Here is an 18531-nt window from a genome sequence, read left to right as displayed (position 1 = left end):
TTCGGGGGTAACGCAACGAAGGGACCCGCATGAGACGCACCGACAGCGACGTCGACGAGGCCGAGCTCGATATCGAGAAGCCGAAGACCCATGCGGCAGGTGCCACCGCCGTTGCGGTGTCGATGAAGCGCGCGCTGGGACACATGGGTCCCAAGCGCACCGCGCAGACGCTCCTCAAGCTGAACCAGGCCGAGGGCTTCGACTGCATGAGCTGCGCGTGGCCCGATCCCGATCCGGGTCATCGGCACGCCGCCGAGTTCTGCGAGAACGGTGCCAAGGCCGTCGCCGAGGAGGCGACGACGACGCGAGCCACTCCGGAGTTCTTCGCGCAGCACAGCATTGCCGAGCTCGATGCGCACACCGAACACTGGTTGGGTCAGCAGGGCCGCATCACGCATCCGATGATCAAGCTCCCCGGCGGCAGCCACTACGAGCCCATCGAATGGGACGACGCGTTCCGTCTGATCGGCGACGAGCTGAAGAGCCTCGCCAGCCCGGACGAGGCCATCTTCTACACCTCGGGTCGTGCGTCCAACGAGTCCGCGTTCATCTACCAGTTGTTCGCTCGGTCGTTCGGCACCAACAACATGCCCGACTGCTCCAACATGTGTCACGAGTCGACGTCCATCGCGCTGCAGGAATCCATCGGCATCGGCAAGGCCAGCGTCACGCTCGACGACGTACACAACGCCGAACTGATCATCCTGGCCGGCCAGAATCCCGGCACGAATCACCCGCGCATGCTCTCCGCCCTCGAGCTGGCGAAGCAGAACGGCGCAAAGATCCTGTCCATCAATCCCCTTCGCGAAGCGGGACTGCTGAACTTCAAGAACCCCCAGACCCCGCGCGGCATGGTCGGTCCCGGTACCGATCTGTCGGATCTGCACCTGCCGATCAAGCTCAACGGCGACCTTGCTCTGTTCCAGGCCCTCGGGGCGCTGTTGGTGAAGTGGGACGCCCTCGATCACGAATTCCTCGGCGAGTACACCGTCGGATTCGACGAGTGGAAGGCACACGTTGCCGAGGTCGATTTCGATCTCGTCACCGAGGTCACCGGCCTGTCGATGCAGCAGATCACCGAGGCCGCCGAGATGCTGCGCGACTCCAAGGCCACCGTCTTCTGCTGGGCGATGGGTCTGACGCAGCATCGCAATGCCGTCGCCACCATCAAGGAAGTCACCAATCTCGCGTTCGCGCAAGGAAACATCGGTAAGGCCGGTGCCGGTTTGCTTCCCGTCCGTGGCCACTCGAACGTGCAGGGCGACCGAACGATGGGCATCTGGGAGCGCCCTCCGGTGGCCTTCCTCGACGCCATGGCGGCGGAGTTCGACTTCGAGCCGCCCCGTGAGCACGGCTTGGACACCGTCGACTCGATCCGCGCCATGCGCGACGGCAAGGCCCATTTCTTCCTCGGCCTCGGCGGCAACTTCGTACAGGCGACGCCCGACAGCGATGTCACGTTCGAGGCGCTGCGCAAGATGCGCATGACCGTGCAGATTTCCACGAAGATCAACCGTTCGCATCTCGTCTGCGGCGAGACAGCTCTCATTCTGCCGACCCTCGGACGCACCGAGAAGGACGTGCAAGCCAGTGGCGAGCAATGGATTTCGGTGGAGGACTCCACCTGCTCGGTGCACTCGTCACGAGGACCGCTGAAGCCCGCGAGCCCGTACCTGCGCTCGGAGGTCGCGATCGTCAGCGGAATCGCCGAGGCGACACTCGGCGATCGATACGGTCTCGACTGGAAGGGTTTCCGCGACGACTACCGCAACATTCGCACGCACATCTCGCGCGTCGTCGCCGGTTGCGAAGGGTACGAGGTCAATGTTCGACGCCCCGGCGGCTTCGTCCTTCCGCATCCCCCTCGCGACAGCAGGACGTTCGAAACCAAGAGCGGCAAGGGTGAATTCGCTGTTTCGCCGATCGACGTGCTGCAGGTTCCGCCCGGCCATCTCATTCTGCAGACGTTGCGCAGCCACGATCAGTTCAACACGACGATCTACGGCCTCAGCGATCGCTACCGCGGAATCGAGAACGGCCGACGCGTCATCTTCGTGCACCGAGAAGACATCTCGACGCTCGGCTTCCGCGACGGCGACATGGTCGATCTCGTCACCAAGTGGGACGACGACGACGTGGAACGGTGCGCGCCGTCGTTCCGCATCGTCGAGTACGACACCCCGCGTGGGTCGGCTGCTGCGTACTACCCCGAGACCAATCCGCTGATTCCGTTGGATTCGACTGCCCTGCAGAGCAACTGCCCTACCTCGAAATCGGTGATCATCTCGATGGTTCCGGCGGGAACAGGAGCGCAGGGCACGTCGAACGGTCATCAGGACAACGAGGGTTCGGACGAGGGGCACAAGTCGCACCCCCAGCCGCATCACCTCAGCTGAGCGAACTCAGCTGAACGATCGAACCAGGGTCGCTGCGTCGGTGAACTGATGTCGCATCAGTTCACCGGCGGCCCGGTGATCGGCTCGACGCATCGCCTCGATCAATTCCTCGTGGCCGCGTACCGCCCGTCGTCCCCAGTCGGTGTCGGACGCATGTAAATGCGTCGGGGTGTACTTGACGGCACCGAGCAGAAACCACGCCAACGTGGTGCCGCCTGCGATCTTGTTGATGGCGCGGTGAAACTCGAACTCGCACCGTTCGACGGCATCGGCGTCGGCGCGTGTCACGGCGTCGCGTAGATCGTCGTTGAGGGTGGTCAACTGCTGGAGATGCTCCGCCGTCACCCGGCGGGATGCGCGCTCGGCCAGGGCCGCGGCGATCGTGCCCTGCAACCAGAAGATGTCGTCGATGTCCTGCTGTGTCAGTTCGACGACGCGATAGCCCCGATGCGGGACCGATTCGAGCAGCCCTTCGCCGCGCAACGACACCAGCGCCTCGCGTACCGGGGTGGCACTGACTCCCAACTCGGCTGCGGTCTCGTCGATGCGGACGAACGTCCCCGGCTTCAGCGCACCGGCGACGATCCTTCGGCGGATGCTCACGGCGACGTCCTCGGACAACTGCGGTCGTCGCAGAATCGGCTGTTTCGACGACGCCGTGCGCGTGAGATCGAGGCTCATTCCACATCTCCTGCACAGCGGGGCGGCGGGGGTTGTTGCAACGGTGACGGACGCATAGTGTGTCCTGGACAACATTGAATCACATCAAATATATGTGATGCGATCTGCTGGAGGATAGAGCCCGTGACGGACCAGATCGAACGAACGAACGAGAGCACCTTCGAAAGCCTCGATCCCAGAACGGGTCTCGCACTCGCCACGTACCCGATCGCCGACGCCGCCGAGGTCGAGATCGCCGTGGCCCGCGCCCGCTCGGCCGCCCGGTGGTGGGACGCGCAGGGATTCGAGGGCCGTAAGCGGTGGCTCCTGGAATTCAAGACCGCGATCGCCCGCGACGCCGCGAGCCTTGCCGCCGTCATCGCCGCCGAAACCGGCAAGCCGGACGAGGACTCCCTGCTGGAAGTCATGTTGGGCGTCGAGCACATCGATTGGGCGGCGCGCCACGCCGGCAAGACCCTGAAACAGCGCAGGGTCGGATCGGGTCTGCTCGCCATCAACCAGAAGGCCTACGTCAGCTACCGCCCGTTCGGCGTCGTCGGCGTCATCGGGCCGTGGAACTACCCGCTCTACACCCCGATGGGGTCGATCGCGTACGCCCTCGCCGCAGGCAACACCGTCGTCTTCAAGCCCAGCGAACTCACTCCGGGTGTCGGGGTCTGGTTGGCCGAGAAGTGGCAGTCGCTCGCCGCTCCCCACCCGGTGTTCCAGACGATCACCGGCGACGGTTCCACCGGCACTGCCCTGGTCGAAGCCGGCGTCGACAAGATCGCGTTCACCGGGTCGACCGCGACGGCCAAGAAAGTCATGGCCACGTGCGCGAAATCGTTGACGCCGCTGATCGCCGAGTGCGGCGGTAAGGACGCGATGCTCGTCGACGCCGACGCCGATATCTCTGCGGCCGTGGAGTTCGCGACGTTCGGCGCGATGGGCAATGCCGGGCAGACCTGCGCCGGAGTCGAACGCATCTACGTCGCCGCCCCGGTGTACGACCGGTTCGTCACCGAATTCACCAGGGCGGTCAAGGAATTGAAGCCCGGTGGATCGAAGACCTCGTCCTACGGCCCGATGACGCTGGGCAAGCAGAGCGACATCGTCCGCGGCCAGATCGAGGATGCGTTGGCCAAGGGCGGCACGGCATTGGTGGGAGGTCTCGACTCACTGCACGGGCCGTACATCGACCCCGTCGTCCTCACCGACGTTCCCGAGGATTCGACCGCGATCACCGAGGAGACGTTCGGGCCCACCGTCGTCGTCAACAAGGTCCGCGACCTGGACGAGGCCATCGCCCGTGCCAACGCGTCCTCCTACGGTCTGGGTGCATCGGTGTTCACCAAGGACACCGCGGTCGGGCGACGCGCCGCCGAGAAGCTCGATTGTGGTGTCGTGACGGTCAATTCGGTGCTGGGCTTCGCCGGCGTCCCGGCCCTACCGTTCGGCGGAACGGGCGACTCGGGCTTCGGGCGCATCCACGGCGACGACGGCCTTCGTGAATTCAGCACCGTCAAATCACTGACCGTGCAGGGCTTCGCGGCACCGATCGATCTGTTGACGATGAAGCGCAAAGCCCGGAACATGAAGCTCTCGGTGCTGGCGCTCAAACTCCGCCACGGACGAGGCTGACCATGGACATCGCGCCGGGTCGGGGTCGATACGGGTGGTTGCGCCGCGTCGAGGAACTCGACCCGGTCCGCGACTGTCACACCATTCACCGGATCACCGCGGGGTACGAGTTCCCCTGGGATTATCAGCGGGCCCTCGAATTCGCCTTGTTCCGAACCTATTGCGTGCCGACGATCTCCGCTCTGCTGGCCCGGACCGGCGAGTTCGAGAAGCGACCGCAGAAGCGGTACGACGACACCTCGCTGCTGATGTCGGAAATGGTCGAACACGGATACGACTCCGAACGAGGTCGCGAATCGTTGCGGACGGTCAATCGAATGCACGCGCAGTACGACATCTGCAACGACGACATGCTGTACGTGCTCACGACGTTCATCTACGAGCCCATCGAATGGATCGACACCTACGGGTGGCGTCGCCTGCATCCCCACGAGCGGCTCGCGACCTTCCACTTCTACAGCGAAGTGGGTAAACGCATGGGCATCAAGGACATTCCGGAGTCGTACACCGAGTTCGCACAGTTCAAGCTCGATTACGAAGAACGCACGTTCCGCTTCAGCGAGGACAACCGTCGCATCGGCACCTACACACTCGATCTCTACTGCTCGTGGTTTCCCGCCGCGCTCACCCCGGCCGTCCGGCAGGGCGTGTTCGCGTTGCTCGACGATCGGATGGCGAACGCATTCGGCTTTCCCGCGGGCTCACCCACGCTGGAACGGGCCGCGGTGCGGGCGCTGCGGACCAAGGCCCGCGTGGAGCGTTTCCTGCCCACGAGAAAACACTCACGCACGACAGCCGACGCAGGCAACAAGACCTACCCCGGCTATCCCGTCGGGTACAGCCCGAAAGATCTGGGCACCCAGGCCGCATCACCGATTCGCGGTTGTCCGGTACCGACGACGTAACTGCGCACTCGACGGGTCAGAGTCCGTCCACCCACCGACCGAACGCATCGCGAAACTCCCCCGAGAGCGGCAGCGGTGCCAAAGCGGTGTTCGGATCGGCGGGCAGCGGGCCGAGCTCGCCCAGCATGTGCGAGCTGTTGGCGAAGTGCGCGAAGTGGAGATCGGTGTGGCCCAGGGCCACTCGCACGTTCTCGACCTGGCCGCAGGACACGTTCAGGTCCTTGTCCGAGCAGGTCAGGAACGAGGAGTACGAGTCCGGTAGCGCGGCAGCCAGATCCGCCGGGTCCGTGGCATCCGCTTCCCGCAGGAAGGTGGCGCTCTGCCGCAGTCCCAGACCGTCGACGATCGGGTCGGGTTCGGCAGATAGCGGTCGTCCCGCGCGAATATCGGCGACGGCCTGCGCGAAGCGATCCCGCGACGACGCGGCCTGCTCCTCGGTGAACTGGCCGACCGCCACGGCCTCGCCGATGTTGCGATCGACCTGCGCGGTCAGCAGATCCAGGTAACGGATCGACAACGGCTCGAGCAGGCCGACATGGGTGAACGCCGCGCTGTCGGCATCAGCAAGGCGCAGTGCCGTCAGTGCGCCCTCGCTGTGCCCGATCACCGTCGTGCGATCTGCCCCGACACCGGTGCGCTGCTGCAGGAAAGCCAGTGCGTCCGCGGCATTGTCGACCTGCGCATCGAAGCCGGGCGGGTTGTTCGGATCCACCCCGGCCAGACCGGTGCGGCCGCTCCCGAGCTTGTCGAAACGCAGGCTCGCAATACCGCGTCGGGACAGCTCGTCGGCGACGTATGCGGTCGTGTTCAGCTGCAGATCACCCGAGTTCCCGTTGCGATCGGTCGGCCCGCTGCCCGGCAGCACCAATGCCACGCCGCGGGTGTCGCCGACCGGCATGCGAAGGCTGCCGTAGAAGGTGACGCCACCGGACTCGAAGCTGACCTCCGAATCGAGCGCGTCGTCGGGTGACCACGGAACGTTGATCGGAGCAGCGGCCGCGGTGCCCGCGCCGACGAGCAGGAGCATCGACGCGGCCAGTCCGGCCAGCAGTCCTCGGGTGCGCATCATGCCGCCAGAATAACAATCCGACCGACCGTTCGGATATGGGTACGCTGCCCGTAACCCGCGGCACGGCACTCGACGTCGCCCATCGAAAAACGCACGCGACCGCTCCCGACCGGGCCGGCTCGAGGCGTCGAACACCCAGCACACACCGGCTCCGGAAGGCCGAAGTGCTGGTCGGGGCACACCCCGAATCGGATAGGACGTAGCCTGGCGAGGGAGGTTCGGTGGTTCGACCGTGAATGACACCCGTGTTGTTCGGTTAGATTGGAAGAGCCACCAGGCACGATGCAAGAGGGTCGAGACCTGTCAACGAGCGACGGGTCACCACAATCGAGGAGAACAGGCCATGGCTTTACCAGTATTGACACCGGAACAGCGCACCGCGGCGCTGGCCAAGGCGGCCGAGGCACGCACTGCGCGGTCGAAGCTGCTCGCATCCGTCAAGTCCGGCGAACTGAGCGTCGCTGACGTCCTCGCCAAGGCGGAGAACGACGAGATCGTCAAGAAGACCAAGGTGTCCGCGCTGATCAAGGCCCTGCCGGGCGTTGGATCCGTGCGCGCCGCACAGCTGCTCGAGCAGCTGTCCATCGCAGATACGCGCCGCATCGGCGGCCTCGGCGCAAACCAGCGCGAAGCGCTGCTCGCTGCCGTCGCATCCTGATTCAGGTTTTCACGGGTCGTTCCTGCAGGCTCCACGCCTGATCCTGCGATAACGCGTTGCCTGCAGGGCTAGCATTTCGACCATGAACGTCGAAGTGACCCTGCTGCCCGGAATCGGGGTGCGGAAAGATTTTGCCCTCGCTTCCGGGCGCCGCATCGGCGTCATCACCCGCAAGGACGGCGCGAACGAGTTGATCGTTTCGCGCAAGGACGACCCCGATGCGACGCAAGCGTCCATCACCCTGAGCAATGAGGAAGCGGCGGCCCTGGGCAATCTGCTCGGGTCGCCGCAACTCATTGCTCAGCTCGGGGAAGAGCATCGCGACCTCCCCGGAATCAACACTCGTCAACTCCCCATTCGCGCGAATTCACGGTTCGTCAGCCGCACACTCGGCGACACCGCCATGCGCACCAAGACCGGAGTATCCGTCGTCGCTGTCATGCGCGCCGGCCAGGTACAACCGTCACCCACCCCCGACTTCACGCTCGCCGCAGGTGACCTGCTGGTCGCCGTCGGCACCGCGGACGGACTGGACGCAGCAGCCAAGTTGCTCGGCAATGCCTGAGATCAGTCGGGGCTGACCCGTGGCCGAGAGCGCGCTCGCCCTCACCGAGCTGGGTGCCGTGTTCTTCGTTCTCGGACTTCTCGCTCGTCTCGCGGGGCGGATCGGCGTCTCTCCCATCCCGTTCTACCTGCTCGGCGGACTGGCCTTCGGCAACGGCGGCTTCGTCAACCTCGGCGGCATCGACGAGTTCAGCGAGATCGCCAGCGAAATCGGCGTCATTCTGCTGTTGCTGCTGCTCGGCCTCGAATACACCGCAACCGAGCTCGTCACCGGCCTGCGTCGATCGTGGATGGCCGGTCTGGTCGACATCGTCCTCAACTTCGCGCCCGGTGCCGTCGTCGCGCTGCTGCTCGGCTGGGGCGGAGTCGGGGCGCTCGTGATGGGCGGCGTCACGTACATCTCGTCGTCGGGAATCATCGCCAAAGTTCTCACCGACCTGGGCCGACTGGGAAACCGTGAAACCCCCGTCGTGCTGTCGATCCTGGTGTTCGAGGACCTCGCGATGGCCATCTACCTCCCGATCCTCACCGCCGTCCTGAGCGGAGTCAGCTTCCTCGGCGGACTCGAAGCCCTCGGCATCTCACTGTTGGTCATCACCTTCGTGCTCGTGGTCGCGCTGCGCTACGGCAGATTCGTCTCCGCGATCGTCGACAGTCCCGACCGTGAGGTCGTCCTGCTCAAAGTCCTCGGATCCGCCCTGCTGGTGGCCGGCATCGCGTCGGAACTGCAGGTCTCGGCGGCTGTCGGCGCGTTCCTTCTGGGAATCGCGATCTCCGGCTCGACGGCCGACAACGCGACCCGCGTCCTCGAACCCCTACGCGACCTGTTCGCTGCGATGTTCTTCGTCGTGTTCGGTCTGGGCACCGACCCGTCGACCATCCCGCCCGTGTTGGGCTGGGCCGTCGTCCTCGCCGTCACCACCGCCGCGACCAAGATCGCGACGGGCTGGTGGGCGGCAGGTCGGCAGGGAATCGGCAGGCCGGGACGACTGCGCGCCGGTGCGGCTCTGGTGGCGCGCGGAGAGTTCTCCATCGTCATCGCCGGACTGGCCGTCGCCGCGGGAGCTGTCGAAGGCGAACTGGCAGCCCTGGCGACCGCATACGTGCTGCTGATGGCCATCCTGGGGCCGATTGCTGCCCGCGTCGTCGAACCCGTCGCGAAGGTTGTGCTCCGGACCAAGCCCGCGGTGTGATTGGCTTTTCGACATGGCAGACAAGCGGACGGCTCTGAGGCGACGGCCGCAGTTGTCCGAGGAAGTCGCCAGCCACGTCCGGCACCTGGTGATGTCCGGAGAGGTGAGTCCGGGAGACTTCATCCGGCTCGACGAGACCGCAGCCAAGCTGGGCGTCAGCGTCACCCCGGTGCGTGAGGCGCTACTGACCTTGCGCGGTGAGGGCATCGTCGAGCTCGTCCCCCACCGCGGCTATGTGGTGTCTGCGCTGACGCCGAGCGACATCGTCGACATCTTCTGGCTGCAGGGTGAGATCGCGGTCGAACTCGTGCGCCGGGCGGCACCGAGGATCACCGAGGTCGAACTGGATCGGCTCACCGAGCTGACCGCTGCCCTGTCGGTCGCCGTCGAGAACGGCCGGGCCGAGGACGTCGAGAACATCGAGTTCGAGTTCCATCGTGTACTGAACCGTCTGGCCGAGTCGGCCAAGTTGGCGTGGTTTCTCAACAACGCCACCCGCTATACCCCGACCCGTCTCTACGCCACCGACCGCGACTGGGGCCGAGCAGCCGTGCGTAACCACGAGGATCTGATCGCGGCCCTGGATCGAAACGACGTCGACGCCGCCTGCGAATTGATGAAGCAACAATTCACAGACGGCGCCGAGAGGTTGATCGCGCATCGCGGTTGAGTGCGCTCCGCGCAGTGGTGCGGTTATGTGCCATGGGCGGCACATAACCACACCACTGCCTTGGCACTAGCGCAGCGAGGCCGGAACCTGGAAGCGCTCGCCGTACTTCTTGGCCAATTCGTCCGCGCGAGCGACGAATCCGGCCTGACCACCCGGGTAGCCGACGACGTACTGGTGCACGCCACCCGTCCACGCCGGGAAGCCGATGCCGAAGATCGAGCCGATGTTGGCGTCGGCGGTGGTGTTCAGGACACCCTCGTCGAAGCACTTCTGCGTCTCGATGGCCTCGATGAACAGCATGCGCTCCTTGAGGTCCTCGAACGGGATGTCCGCCGAACCCGACTTGAACGCATCACGCAGTCCGGGCCACAGGCCGGCGCGCTTGCCGTCTTCGTACTCGTAGAAGCCCGCACCCTTGGCCTTCGACGGACGCTCGAACTCGTCGACCATCTTGTCGATGACCTCGCCGGCCGGATCCTCGGGAGGGGTTCCACCGGCAGCCTTGATGGCGTCGTAGGTTTCCTTGCGGATTTTCTGCATCAGGTTGAGCGTGAGCTCGTCCGAAAGCTGCAGCGGCGCAGCCGGGTAACCGGCCTGCAGACCGGCCTGCTCGATGGTCGACGGCTCGACGCCCTCGCCCAGCATCGCGATGGCCTCGTTGATGAACGTACCGATCACGCGAGAGGTGAAGAATCCACGACTGTCGTTGACGACGATCGGGGTCTTCTTGATGAGCTGCACGAGGTCGAATGCCTTGGCCAAGGCCGCATCCGACGTCTTGTCGCCGCGAATGATCTCCACCAGTGGCATCTTGTCGACGGGTGAGAAGAAGTGGATGCCGATGAAGTCTTCCTGACGCTTGATGCCCTGAGCGAGGCTCGTGATGGGCAGCGTCGAGGTGTTGGAACCGAGCAGCGCCGTCGGATCGACGAGGTCCTCGATCTCCTGGAAGACCTTCTGCTTCAACTCTTCCGACTCGAAGACGGCCTCGATGACGAGGTCGGCACCTTCGACGTCCTTGGCATCGGCGGTCGGGTGGATACGTGCGAGCAGAGCGTCCGACTTCTCCTGGGTGGTCTTGCCACGCGAGAGTGCCTTGGCCTCGATGGCCTCGGAGTACGCCTTGCCCTTCTGTGCCGACTCGATGGCAACGTCCTTGAGCACCACGTCGATTCCGGCCTTGGCACACACGTACGCGATGCCCGCGCCCATCATGCCTGCGCCGAGAACCGCGACCTTGGTGAAGGTGGTCTTCTCGATGCCGTCGGGACGAGACTTGCCGGCGTTGATCGCCTGCAGGTCGAAGAAGAATGCCTGAATCATGTTCTTGGACACCAGACCGGTGACCAATTCGGTGAAGTACCGCGACTCGATGGTGCACGCATTGTCGAAGTCGACCTGCGCACCCTCCACTGCCGCAGCGAGAATCGCGCGCGGAGCCGGCATCGGTGCGCCCTTGATCTGCTTGCGCAGGTTGGACGGGAAAGCAGGCAGAATCTGCGCGAGCTTCGGGTTCGACGGCGTGCCGCCGGGGATCTTGTAACCCTTGACGTCCCACGGTGCGACGCCACCCTCGGGGTTGGCCTTGATCCATGCCTTGGCGGTGGGCACCAATTCGTCGATGCTGCCGACCAATTCGTGCACCAGACCGATTTCGAGAGCCTTGGCCGGACGGAACCGAGTGCCCTGAGCGAGGACCGTCATGAAGCCGGTCTGGATGCCGAGCAGCCGGGTGATGCGGGCAACGCCGCCGCCGCCGGGCAGGAGGCCGAGCGAGACCTCGGGCAGACCGATCTGCACGCCGGGAACATCGGCCGCGATGCGGTGATGCGTTGCGAGAGCGATCTCGAGTCCGCCGCCGAGTGCCGCACCGTTGATGGCGGACACGACCGGCTTGCCGAGCTTCTCGAGCCGACGCAGCTGTCCCTTGACTTCCTGGACCTCGTCGAACACCCGCTGGGCGTCCTCGGGCTTGGCTGCGATGAGGGTGTGCAGATCGCCGCCGGCGAAGAACGTCTTCTTGGCGGAGGTCAGCACGACTCCGGTGATGCTGTCCTTCTCGGCCTCGAGGCGGTCGACCGTCGCGCCCATCGAGTCCTTGTACAGCTGGTTCATCGTGTTGGCGCCCTGGTTGGGGTCGTCCATCGTCAGAACGACGATGCCGTCGGCGTCCTGGTCCCACTGAATCATGTTGTCAGACATCGTTCTACCTCAGACTCGCTCGATGATGGTGGCAACGCCCATGCCGCCGCCGATGCACAGGGTGATCAAGGCGTACCGGCCGCCGCGGCGCTCGAGCTCGTCGAGCACGGTGCCGGTGATCATGGCTCCGGTGGCACCGAGCGGGTGGCCCATCGCGATCGCGCCGCCGTTGACGTTGAGCTTCTCGTTCGGGATCTTCAGATCCTTCTGGAAACGCAGCACCACGGAAGCGAACGCCTCGTTGAGCTCGAACAGATCGATGTCGTCGACGGTCAGTCCCGCGGTGGCGAGAACCTTCTTCGACGCCGGGGTCGGTCCGGTCAGCATGATCGTCGTATCGGCGCCACTGGTGGCCGTCGCGACGATGCGGGCGCGCGGGACCATGTTCAGGTCCTTGCCCGCCTGCTCGCTGCCGACGAGGACGAGGGCTGCGCCGTCGACGATACCGGAGCTGTTTCCGCCGGTGTGGACGTGATCGATCTTCTCGATCCAGTGGTACTTCTGCAGCGCCACGTCGTCGAATCCGCCCATGGCCGCGATACCGGTGAATGCCGGGTTCAGCTTGCCCAGCGACTCGACGGTGCTGCCCGGACGCATGTGCTCGTCCTGATCGAGGATCAGCAGACCGTTCTGGTCGGTGACCGGAACGACGGACTTGGCGAAGTAACCACCGGACCACGCCGCTGCGGCGCGCTCCTGGGACTGGACGGCATACGCGTCGACGTCCTCGCGAGTGAATCCTTCGATGGTGGCGATCAGGTCGGCACCGATGCCCTGCGGGGCGAAGTAGGTGTCGTAGTTGGTGGCCGGGTCCATGGCCCATGCGCCGCCGTCACTGCCCATCGGCACGCGAGACATCGACTCGACGCCACCGGCAACAACCAGTTCGTCCCAGCCCGAGCGCACCTTCTGCGCGGCCAGGTTGACGGCCTCGAGGCCCGACGCGCAGAAGCGGTTGAGCTGGAAGCCGCCGACGGTGTCGGGCATCTTGGCTGCGAGCACGGCCGTGCGGGCGATGTCGGCACCCTGATCTCCGACGGGCGAGACCACGCCCAGGATGAGGTCGGAGATTCGGTTCTCGTCCATGTCGGGGAAACGTCGACGAAGCTCGTCGATCAGCCCGGTCACCAAGGAAATCGGCTTCACCGAATGCAGGGAGCCGTTCTTTCCTTTACCTCGGGGAGTCCTGATGGCCTCGTAAATGAATGCCTCTGTAGTCACAGCGCGCAGTTCCTTCCACATACTCGATCTTGTCGCGATCGCCGTGCCGGCCGATCGCGTCGGTGCGAGGCCATGACAGACCTCAGCTCATGCCACAGTAAGTTGGCATACCGATCCGACATAAGGACCGAAACGAGCGTTTCGCATGACCCACGATGCGGTTCAGGTTTGAACGACCCCGTCATGGGAAATTACGATGCGTCAGATCGACCGAAGGCGAAAGAAGACCGACCATGGAAACCGACAACGAACCGACCGTGGGCGCTCGCGTCAAGGTACGCACTCGCAACGACGACAAGTCCGGAGCCGACAGTTCTGGATCCGACGCCTACGAGACCGGCGCGATCGTCGACGACTTCGGAGTCCAAGCGACCGACAGCACCTCGCGGGACTGGGCCGTCGCCAAGCGTTGGGCCGTCGCTCTCGACAGCGGCCGATTGGTATTCGTCGACACCGACGATCTCACGCTCGCCTGAGCCTCAGATCTCCTTGAGCGGTACCGCTCCGAGTTCGCTCACCAGCAGCTCCATGGCGACCGTTTCCGGGTCCCGACGAACCGACGGGTCCGCAGGCTCGGCCGCGGCCTTGAGCAGTTCTTCCTCGTCCTCCGGCGTCTCCGGAGGCGGCGGACCTACCGGCTCGGGATCATCGGGATAGTCCGGGGCCTCGGGCATCGGAATATCTGCGTCCGATCCATCGCCCGCTGAACCGAAACCGTCCGACGTCGGACGGGGAGCCCCTGCCTGGCTCGGCCTCGAGAACTTCGGCAGCGACGCGGGTTTCGCTGCCGGTTCATCTTTTTTTGCTGATGACGGTTCCGGTGGTGCCGCAGCACCCACCAGACAGACCACCGACCATTCGACGCCGAACACGTCACGCAACGCGTCCCGAATGACGTCTGCATTGCGGGGTTCTTCGAGACGCTTCGCCAGCGGTGCCGAATCGTGGCCCAGAGTGATGGTGCCGTTCTCGACGGTGCGTACCGACGCACCGGACAACATCACCTCGACGGTCCTGCTTCGCTCTCGTACCTTGGTTCGCACCTCGGACCACACTGCGCGGACGGCCGCCGCATCGGGCTCGTTGGAGGCAGCCGCGGGTGCCGCGACAGGCTCGGGTTCGGATTCGTACACCGGCTCGGGCTCCGGGCCGTACTCGTCCTCGGGCTCCGGCGGAAAATCCTCGTGAGAAAGCGATGGTTCCGAATGCTGTTGCGCTGCAGCGGAAGTCGTGACCGGTGCGGGCGCGGGTTCCGGTTCGGGTGTCGGAGCCGGTTCGGGTGTCGGAGCCGGTTCGGGTGTCGGAGCCGGTTCGGGTGCGGGAGCTGGCTCGGGTGTCGGAGCCGGTTCGGGTGTCGGAGCCGGTTCGGGGGTCGGAGCCGGTTCGGGGGTCGGAGCCGGTTCGGGTGTTGGAGCCGGTTCGGGGGTCGGAGCCGGTTCGGGTGTGGGAGCGGGCTCGGGAGCCGCAGGCTCAGGCACCGGCGAGGGTTCCGGGACCGCAATGGGTTCGGGTGCCGCGACAGGCGCAGGTGCCGGGGCCGGGGCCGGTGCCGCGGGTGCGGACTCGGCGGCCGGCTGCCGTTGGGACGGTCGCTGGAATTTGTTCACCGGGGGCGGGCCGGAGGGCGCAGGCTCGTCGGTCGCGGGCAGCTGTGGTCGTGTCGGGTCTGCGGCTGCCTGTGCCACTGCCGCCTGCTCACCGGCAGGGAGCGTGACGTCCAGGCGACGTTCGACGCGTTCGAGCCTCTGCAAGACGGCCGATTCCGCATCGGAGGCCGAGGGCAGCAGCATCCGTGCGCACATCACTTCGAGCAGCAGGCGCGGCGCGGTGGCCCCTCGCATTTCGCCGAGGCCCGAGTGGACGATCTCGGCGTAGCGAGTCAGCGTCGCCGAGCCGAGCAGGTCCGCCTCGTCGCGGAGTCGTTCGAGGACGTCGCCCGGCACGTCGACCAGGCCACGTTCACCGGCGTCGGGTACCGCCTTCATGAGGATCAGGTCTCGCATGCGATCGAGGAGGTCGATGGCGAAGCGACGTGGGTCGTGGCCCGCGTCCATCACCTTGTCGACGGTGCCGAACAGTGCGCCGCCGTCTCCCGCGGCCAGTGCGTCGACGGCCTCGTCGATGAGCGCGACGTCGGTGACGCCGAGCAGCGACAGAGCTCGCGGGTACGTGACGCCTTCCGGTCCGGCTCCGGCCAGCAACTGGTCCATGACCGACAGCGAGTCACGCGGAGAACCGCCACCCGCGCGGATGACGAGTGGATAGACCGCGTCCTCGACCGGGACCTGTTCCTGACCACAGATCTTCTCGAGCAGGCCGCGCATCGTCGACGGCGCGAGCAGTCGGAACGGGTAGTGGTGGGTTCGCGAGCGGATGGTGGGGAGCACCTTCTCGGGCTCGGTGGTCGCGAAGATGAAGACCAGGTGCTCCGGCGGTTCCTCGACGACCTTGAGCAGCGCGTTGAAGCCGGCCGGGGTGACCATGTGCGCCTCGTCGATGATGAAGATGACGTAGCGCGACTCGGCCGGGGCGTACACGGCTTTGTCTCGAAGGTCGCGGGCATCGTCGACGCCACCGTGGCTGGCTGCGTCCATCTCGACGACGTCGAAGTTGCCGGGCCCGCCCGGTGCCAGTGCGACGCAGGAGTTGCACACACCGCAGGGGGTGGAGGTCGGTCCTTCGGCGCAGTTCAGCGATCGGGCGAGGATGCGCGCCGAGGACGTCTTTCCGCAGCCACGAGGGCCTGAGAAGAGATAGGCGTGGTTGATTCTGTTGGAATCTAGCGCCACGCTGATCGGTTCGGTGACGTGCTCCTGACCGACGACTTCGGCGAACGTCGCAGGACGGTACTTCCGGTAGAGGGCCACGCCCGAAAGGGTACCGGCGACCGACGACACAGTTGCATCGCGCGTCGGTATGCGCGAGGAACCAATGGTTCAGTTGCATCGTGCATCAGTGCGGACCGGCAGACACCGCTCTGATGTTCATGATCGCGAAGCTTTCCCGGGTGCCGGTGGACGTCGACAGCGCGAGTAGCCAGTTGCCGTCCTGCAGCGCGTCCGAGATCGCGTGCCGCACGATTGCGCCTTTGGAGTTCTGATAGTCGATCGAGACGGGTGCGCCGCGCGCTGCGGCGTCGGTCAGCGCATCGAGCTCCCGTGGCAGCAGTCTGCTGTGCCTGCTGAGTGCGGAGCGCACCCGCGCGTCGTCGACGGTGCCGGGGTCGCCCGTCCGCAGCAGCTGTGCCAGCTCGCGTGATTCGCGTCGAGCCGGTGCTGCGGGTGCGCTCGGGTGCGGGGTACGGGTGGTGTTGGCGCGGACCTTGGTCGCGCTGTCCAGCTCGAGCCGGCCGGTGTCGGAATGTCGCACCGGGGAGTATCCGTGCCTGCGCAGCACCGCGAGAGTGTCGATGGGTGTGGCAGAACTGATCAGGACTGTCGGCGCGAGCCGCTGGAACTTCAGCACCGCCAATGCCTCGTCCGTCTCGATGTTCGTCAGCAGTACGACGTCCTCGGAGACGATGGCACACGGGATCTTGCGCACGGCCAGTGCGCCGTAGGTGCGCCAACAGTCTCGGATCGTGTAGGCCAGGGCTTGGGGAACGTCGGTGTCGGCCATCTCGGCAAGGGCGTCGATCAACTCCTCCCCGGTACCACCGGTGTCGAAGAAGCTGCGGATCGTCGCCGGCGTGAACCGCCAGACCGACGCCACTTCCCGCGACTCGGGTTGCGCGGCCGCACCGAGTATCGACGCCACCTCGGTGCTCGGCGGCCCGGTGACCACTGCGGTCGAATCGGGCAACAGGCGCACCGAGAACGGCACCCAGTCGGCCATATCTTGTAGCTGCGTTGCCAGCGCGGAGGCGATCTGGCGCGGATCGCCGTCTCGGCCCACTCGGAAGTCCGTCAGGGTGGCGCACAGATCTGTCGGTGCGCCGTCGACCAGAACTCCGAGGCGGGTGGCCTCGGCCCAGAGTGCGCGCACGTGGCCAGGCCCGGCGCTCGTCGAGACGACCGGAATATGCCACTCGAGGTAGCGGGCGAATTCGTCGGGATCGGACAACACCGGCGTCGGGCTGTCGGATCCGCCGAGGCGCAGAAGAGCCGCCAAGGCAGTCGAGCGCACGTCTGCGGCCGCGGGATCGTCGAGCATCTTCTTGAGTACCGGCGCGGTCTTCTGGGAGGATCGCGGCACCCGGTGGGTCGGCGTGAAGGGCGAGCACCACCACGCGGCCAGCAATGCGGCCGCCTGCTCGGATCGCGAGCTCGTCGACCATGTTTCGTAGGTCGAGGTCAATGCGACGCCGGTCTTTCCCCGGTCGGCGAGCAACCCGGCTTCGCGCGCCAGCATCAGCATCAGCGCGGTGTGATGCTCGTCGGCGAATCCCAGACGAGCAGTCAGCGCACGGAGTTCTTTGGCGCTGAGGCCACCGGTCTTCATCATTGCCAGGCCACCGGTGTCGATTGCCGTCAACAACGCCTGCGTGTGCTCACAGAACTGCAGCAAGGCGATGGAGCGCGCTCGCCGCGAGTCATTTTGCGACAGAACACGAGTGGCGAATTCCGGCGGCCTGAGCTCGATGGGCAATCGCCACCCGTCTCCTCGCAGCGCGATGCTCACTTCCAACGGCATCTCGACGCGATGCCCGTCCAATCGATACAGCAATCCGCGCTCGAAGGCGGCGGTACCTGCGGTCGGAGGCACGTCGAAGATCAACGACGCCGGTTGTCCATCGACGAAGCGAGACAACATCTCTCGCATCTCGGGCGGGCCGTCGTCGTACAAAGCTCGGATACGTTCGGGGGTCATCGCGGCCGCGACGGCTTCGGCGCGTTCGGCTCGATCGAGCGAGGAGCCGACTCCGAGGCGAGCCAGCAGAGCAAGTCGGTCCTGCTCGACGGCACAGTGCAAGAACAACTTTCGCTGCCTGCGGGCAAGCCCGAATGGGTGCGAGAACACGCCGGACAGATCGACGGGGCGGTACTCGACCGCGTCCGAGCCCTCTGCCGTGTGCGGCCAGATCAGGCCGTAGGCCATCAGCGTGTTCAGGGCCGTATCGATATGCGCCGTCTCGTTCGAGATTCCCTCGCCCGTCCAGTGGCCGATCTCGGCGCGGCTGAGATCTTCCATCAGCGCGAACAACTCGAGCAGGTCGAGCGCTCCCCTGTCGAGTTTTCGAGGTAACGCCGCCACCCGCCAGGGCGCGCCGAGCAGTTGCGCGAGCAACCCGAACGAGCGGGGTGGCGGGTCGGTCGCCACGTCCGGTCGACGCCGCAGCAAATCTGTCAGTGCGTCCTCGTCGAGCGAGGCCAGCCACCCCTCATACGTCCCGATCTTCTCGGTCATCTCGTC

At 65.6% G+C, this 18531-nt stretch carries 14 protein-coding genes; 8 read left to right on the top strand and 6 right to left on the bottom strand.

All coding sequences use genetic code 11. The features are described 5' to 3' along the window. The first annotated feature begins 29 nt into the window (after positions 1 to 29). Entirely contained in the window at positions 30 to 2396 is a 2367-nt protein-coding gene (locus CH262_RS04770) for an FdhF/YdeP family oxidoreductase (RefSeq protein WP_027494542.1), read from the top strand. A 6-nt stretch (positions 2397 to 2402) separates the two neighbouring features. Here CH262_RS04770 and CH262_RS04765 read toward each other — a convergent pair whose 3' ends face one another. After that, on the bottom strand, positions 2403 to 3077 hold the full coding sequence (locus CH262_RS04765; RefSeq protein ID WP_048316783.1) for a GntR family transcriptional regulator: 675 nt from the start codon (positions 3075 to 3077) through the stop codon (positions 2403 to 2405). A 102-nt stretch (positions 3078 to 3179) separates the two neighbouring features. Between CH262_RS04765 and CH262_RS04760 the strand changes: the two genes are divergently transcribed. After that, complete coding sequence (locus tag CH262_RS04760; RefSeq protein ID WP_373453769.1) at positions 3180 to 4697, top strand: aldehyde dehydrogenase family protein; 1518 nt, start codon at positions 3180 to 3182, stop codon at positions 4695 to 4697. A gap of 2 nt (positions 4698 to 4699) precedes the next feature. Next, positions 4700 to 5602: an oxygenase MpaB family protein gene (locus CH262_RS04755; protein WP_094717102.1), complete on the top strand. Its 903-nt coding sequence runs from the start codon at positions 4700 to 4702 to the stop codon at positions 5600 to 5602. A gap of 16 nt (positions 5603 to 5618) precedes the next feature. Here the strand turns inward: CH262_RS04755 and CH262_RS04750 are convergent, their stop codons facing one another. Further along, complete coding sequence (locus CH262_RS04750) at positions 5619 to 6671, bottom strand: alpha/beta hydrolase (RefSeq protein WP_094717100.1); 1053 nt, start codon at positions 6669 to 6671, stop codon at positions 5619 to 5621. Between the two features lie 343 nt (positions 6672 to 7014). Between CH262_RS04750 and mihF the strand changes: the two genes are divergently transcribed. The 4 genes from mihF to CH262_RS04730 all read left to right on the top strand — a co-directional run bounded on the left by mihF (position 7015) and on the right by CH262_RS04730 (position 9756). Then, positions 7015 to 7329, top strand: coding sequence for an integration host factor, actinobacterial type (gene mihF / locus CH262_RS04745; RefSeq protein ID WP_008712632.1), 315 nt, complete (start codon positions 7015 to 7017; stop codon positions 7327 to 7329). A gap of 82 nt (positions 7330 to 7411) precedes the next feature. After that, a complete protein-coding gene (locus CH262_RS04740; protein ID WP_027494547.1) occupies positions 7412 to 7894 on the top strand; it encodes a cation:proton antiporter regulatory subunit in 483 nt (160 codons plus the stop codon). A 19-nt stretch (positions 7895 to 7913) separates the two neighbouring features. Then, positions 7914 to 9086 carry a cation:proton antiporter gene (locus CH262_RS04735; protein WP_032385973.1) on the top strand — a complete coding sequence of 391 codons (1173 nt, stop codon included), beginning with the start codon at positions 7914 to 7916 and terminating at the stop codon, positions 9084 to 9086. A 13-nt stretch (positions 9087 to 9099) separates the two neighbouring features. Further along, positions 9100 to 9756: a GntR family transcriptional regulator gene (locus CH262_RS04730; protein ID WP_052056913.1), complete on the top strand. Its 657-nt coding sequence runs from the start codon at positions 9100 to 9102 to the stop codon at positions 9754 to 9756. 66 nt (positions 9757 to 9822) lie between these two features. Here CH262_RS04730 and CH262_RS04725 read toward each other — a convergent pair whose 3' ends face one another. Together CH262_RS04725 and CH262_RS04720 are read right to left on the bottom strand one after the other, a co-directional pair. Further along, positions 9823 to 11958 (bottom strand): 3-hydroxyacyl-CoA dehydrogenase NAD-binding domain-containing protein, encoded by a 2136-nt coding sequence (locus tag CH262_RS04725; protein ID WP_094717098.1) that lies wholly within the window; start codon positions 11956 to 11958, stop codon positions 9823 to 9825. Positions 11959 to 11967: 9 nt separating this feature from the next. Then, positions 11968 to 13179 carry an acetyl-CoA C-acetyltransferase gene (locus CH262_RS04720; RefSeq protein ID WP_027494551.1) on the bottom strand — a complete coding sequence of 404 codons (1212 nt, stop codon included), beginning with the start codon at positions 13177 to 13179 and terminating at the stop codon, positions 11968 to 11970. Between the two features lie 233 nt (positions 13180 to 13412). Between CH262_RS04720 and CH262_RS04715 the strand changes: the two genes are divergently transcribed. Further along, positions 13413 to 13655 (top strand): hypothetical protein, encoded by a 243-nt coding sequence (locus CH262_RS04715; protein ID WP_027494552.1) that lies wholly within the window; start codon positions 13413 to 13415, stop codon positions 13653 to 13655. Between the two features lie 3 nt (positions 13656 to 13658). Here the strand turns inward: CH262_RS04715 and CH262_RS04705 are convergent, their stop codons facing one another. Together CH262_RS04705 and CH262_RS04700 are read right to left on the bottom strand one after the other, a co-directional pair. After that, entirely contained in the window at positions 13659 to 16046 is a 2388-nt protein-coding gene (locus CH262_RS04705; RefSeq protein ID WP_179274912.1) for a DNA polymerase III subunit gamma and tau, read from the bottom strand. A gap of 85 nt (positions 16047 to 16131) precedes the next feature. Continuing rightward, positions 16132 to 18525 (bottom strand): helicase-associated domain-containing protein, encoded by a 2394-nt coding sequence (locus CH262_RS04700; protein WP_143547065.1) that lies wholly within the window; start codon positions 18523 to 18525, stop codon positions 16132 to 16134. Between the last annotated feature and the right edge of the window lie 6 nt (positions 18526 to 18531).

The sequence above is a fragment of the Rhodococcus sp. 05-2255-1e genome, from assembly GCF_002259025.1.
In the GTDB taxonomy this organism is placed as follows: domain Bacteria; phylum Actinomycetota; class Actinomycetes; order Mycobacteriales; family Mycobacteriaceae; genus Rhodococcoides; species Rhodococcoides fascians.
The sequence above is the reverse complement of the archived record's forward strand: the minus strand, read 5'-3'. Positions and strand labels throughout refer to the sequence as shown.

Bases quoted from the DNA above. Each gene is read 5' to 3' on its own strand.
- mihF (WP_008712632.1), top strand. From the start codon at position 7,015: ATGGCTTTACCAGTATTGACACCGGAACAGCGCACCGCGGCGCTGGCC.
- CH262_RS04750 (WP_094717100.1), bottom strand. From the start codon at position 6,671: ATGATGCGCACCCGAGGACTGCTGGCCGGACTGGCCGCGTCGATGCTC.
- CH262_RS04740 (WP_027494547.1), top strand. From the start codon at position 7,412: ATGAACGTCGAAGTGACCCTGCTGCCCGGAATCGGGGTGCGGAAAGAT.
- CH262_RS04765 (WP_048316783.1), bottom strand. From the start codon at position 3,077: ATGAGCCTCGATCTCACGCGCACGGCGTCGTCGAAACAGCCGATTCTG.
- CH262_RS04755 (WP_094717102.1), top strand. From the start codon at position 4,700: ATGGACATCGCGCCGGGTCGGGGTCGATACGGGTGGTTGCGCCGCGTC.
- CH262_RS04715 (WP_027494552.1), top strand. From the start codon at position 13,413: ATGGAAACCGACAACGAACCGACCGTGGGCGCTCGCGTCAAGGTACGC.
- CH262_RS04730 (WP_052056913.1), top strand. From the start codon at position 9,100: ATGGCAGACAAGCGGACGGCTCTGAGGCGACGGCCGCAGTTGTCCGAG.
- CH262_RS04770 (WP_027494542.1), top strand. From the start codon at position 30: ATGAGACGCACCGACAGCGACGTCGACGAGGCCGAGCTCGATATCGAG.
- CH262_RS04725 (WP_094717098.1), bottom strand. From the start codon at position 11,958: ATGTCTGACAACATGATTCAGTGGGACCAGGACGCCGACGGCATCGTC.
- CH262_RS04700 (WP_143547065.1), bottom strand. From the start codon at position 18,525: ATGACCGAGAAGATCGGGACGTATGAGGGGTGGCTGGCCTCGCTCGAC.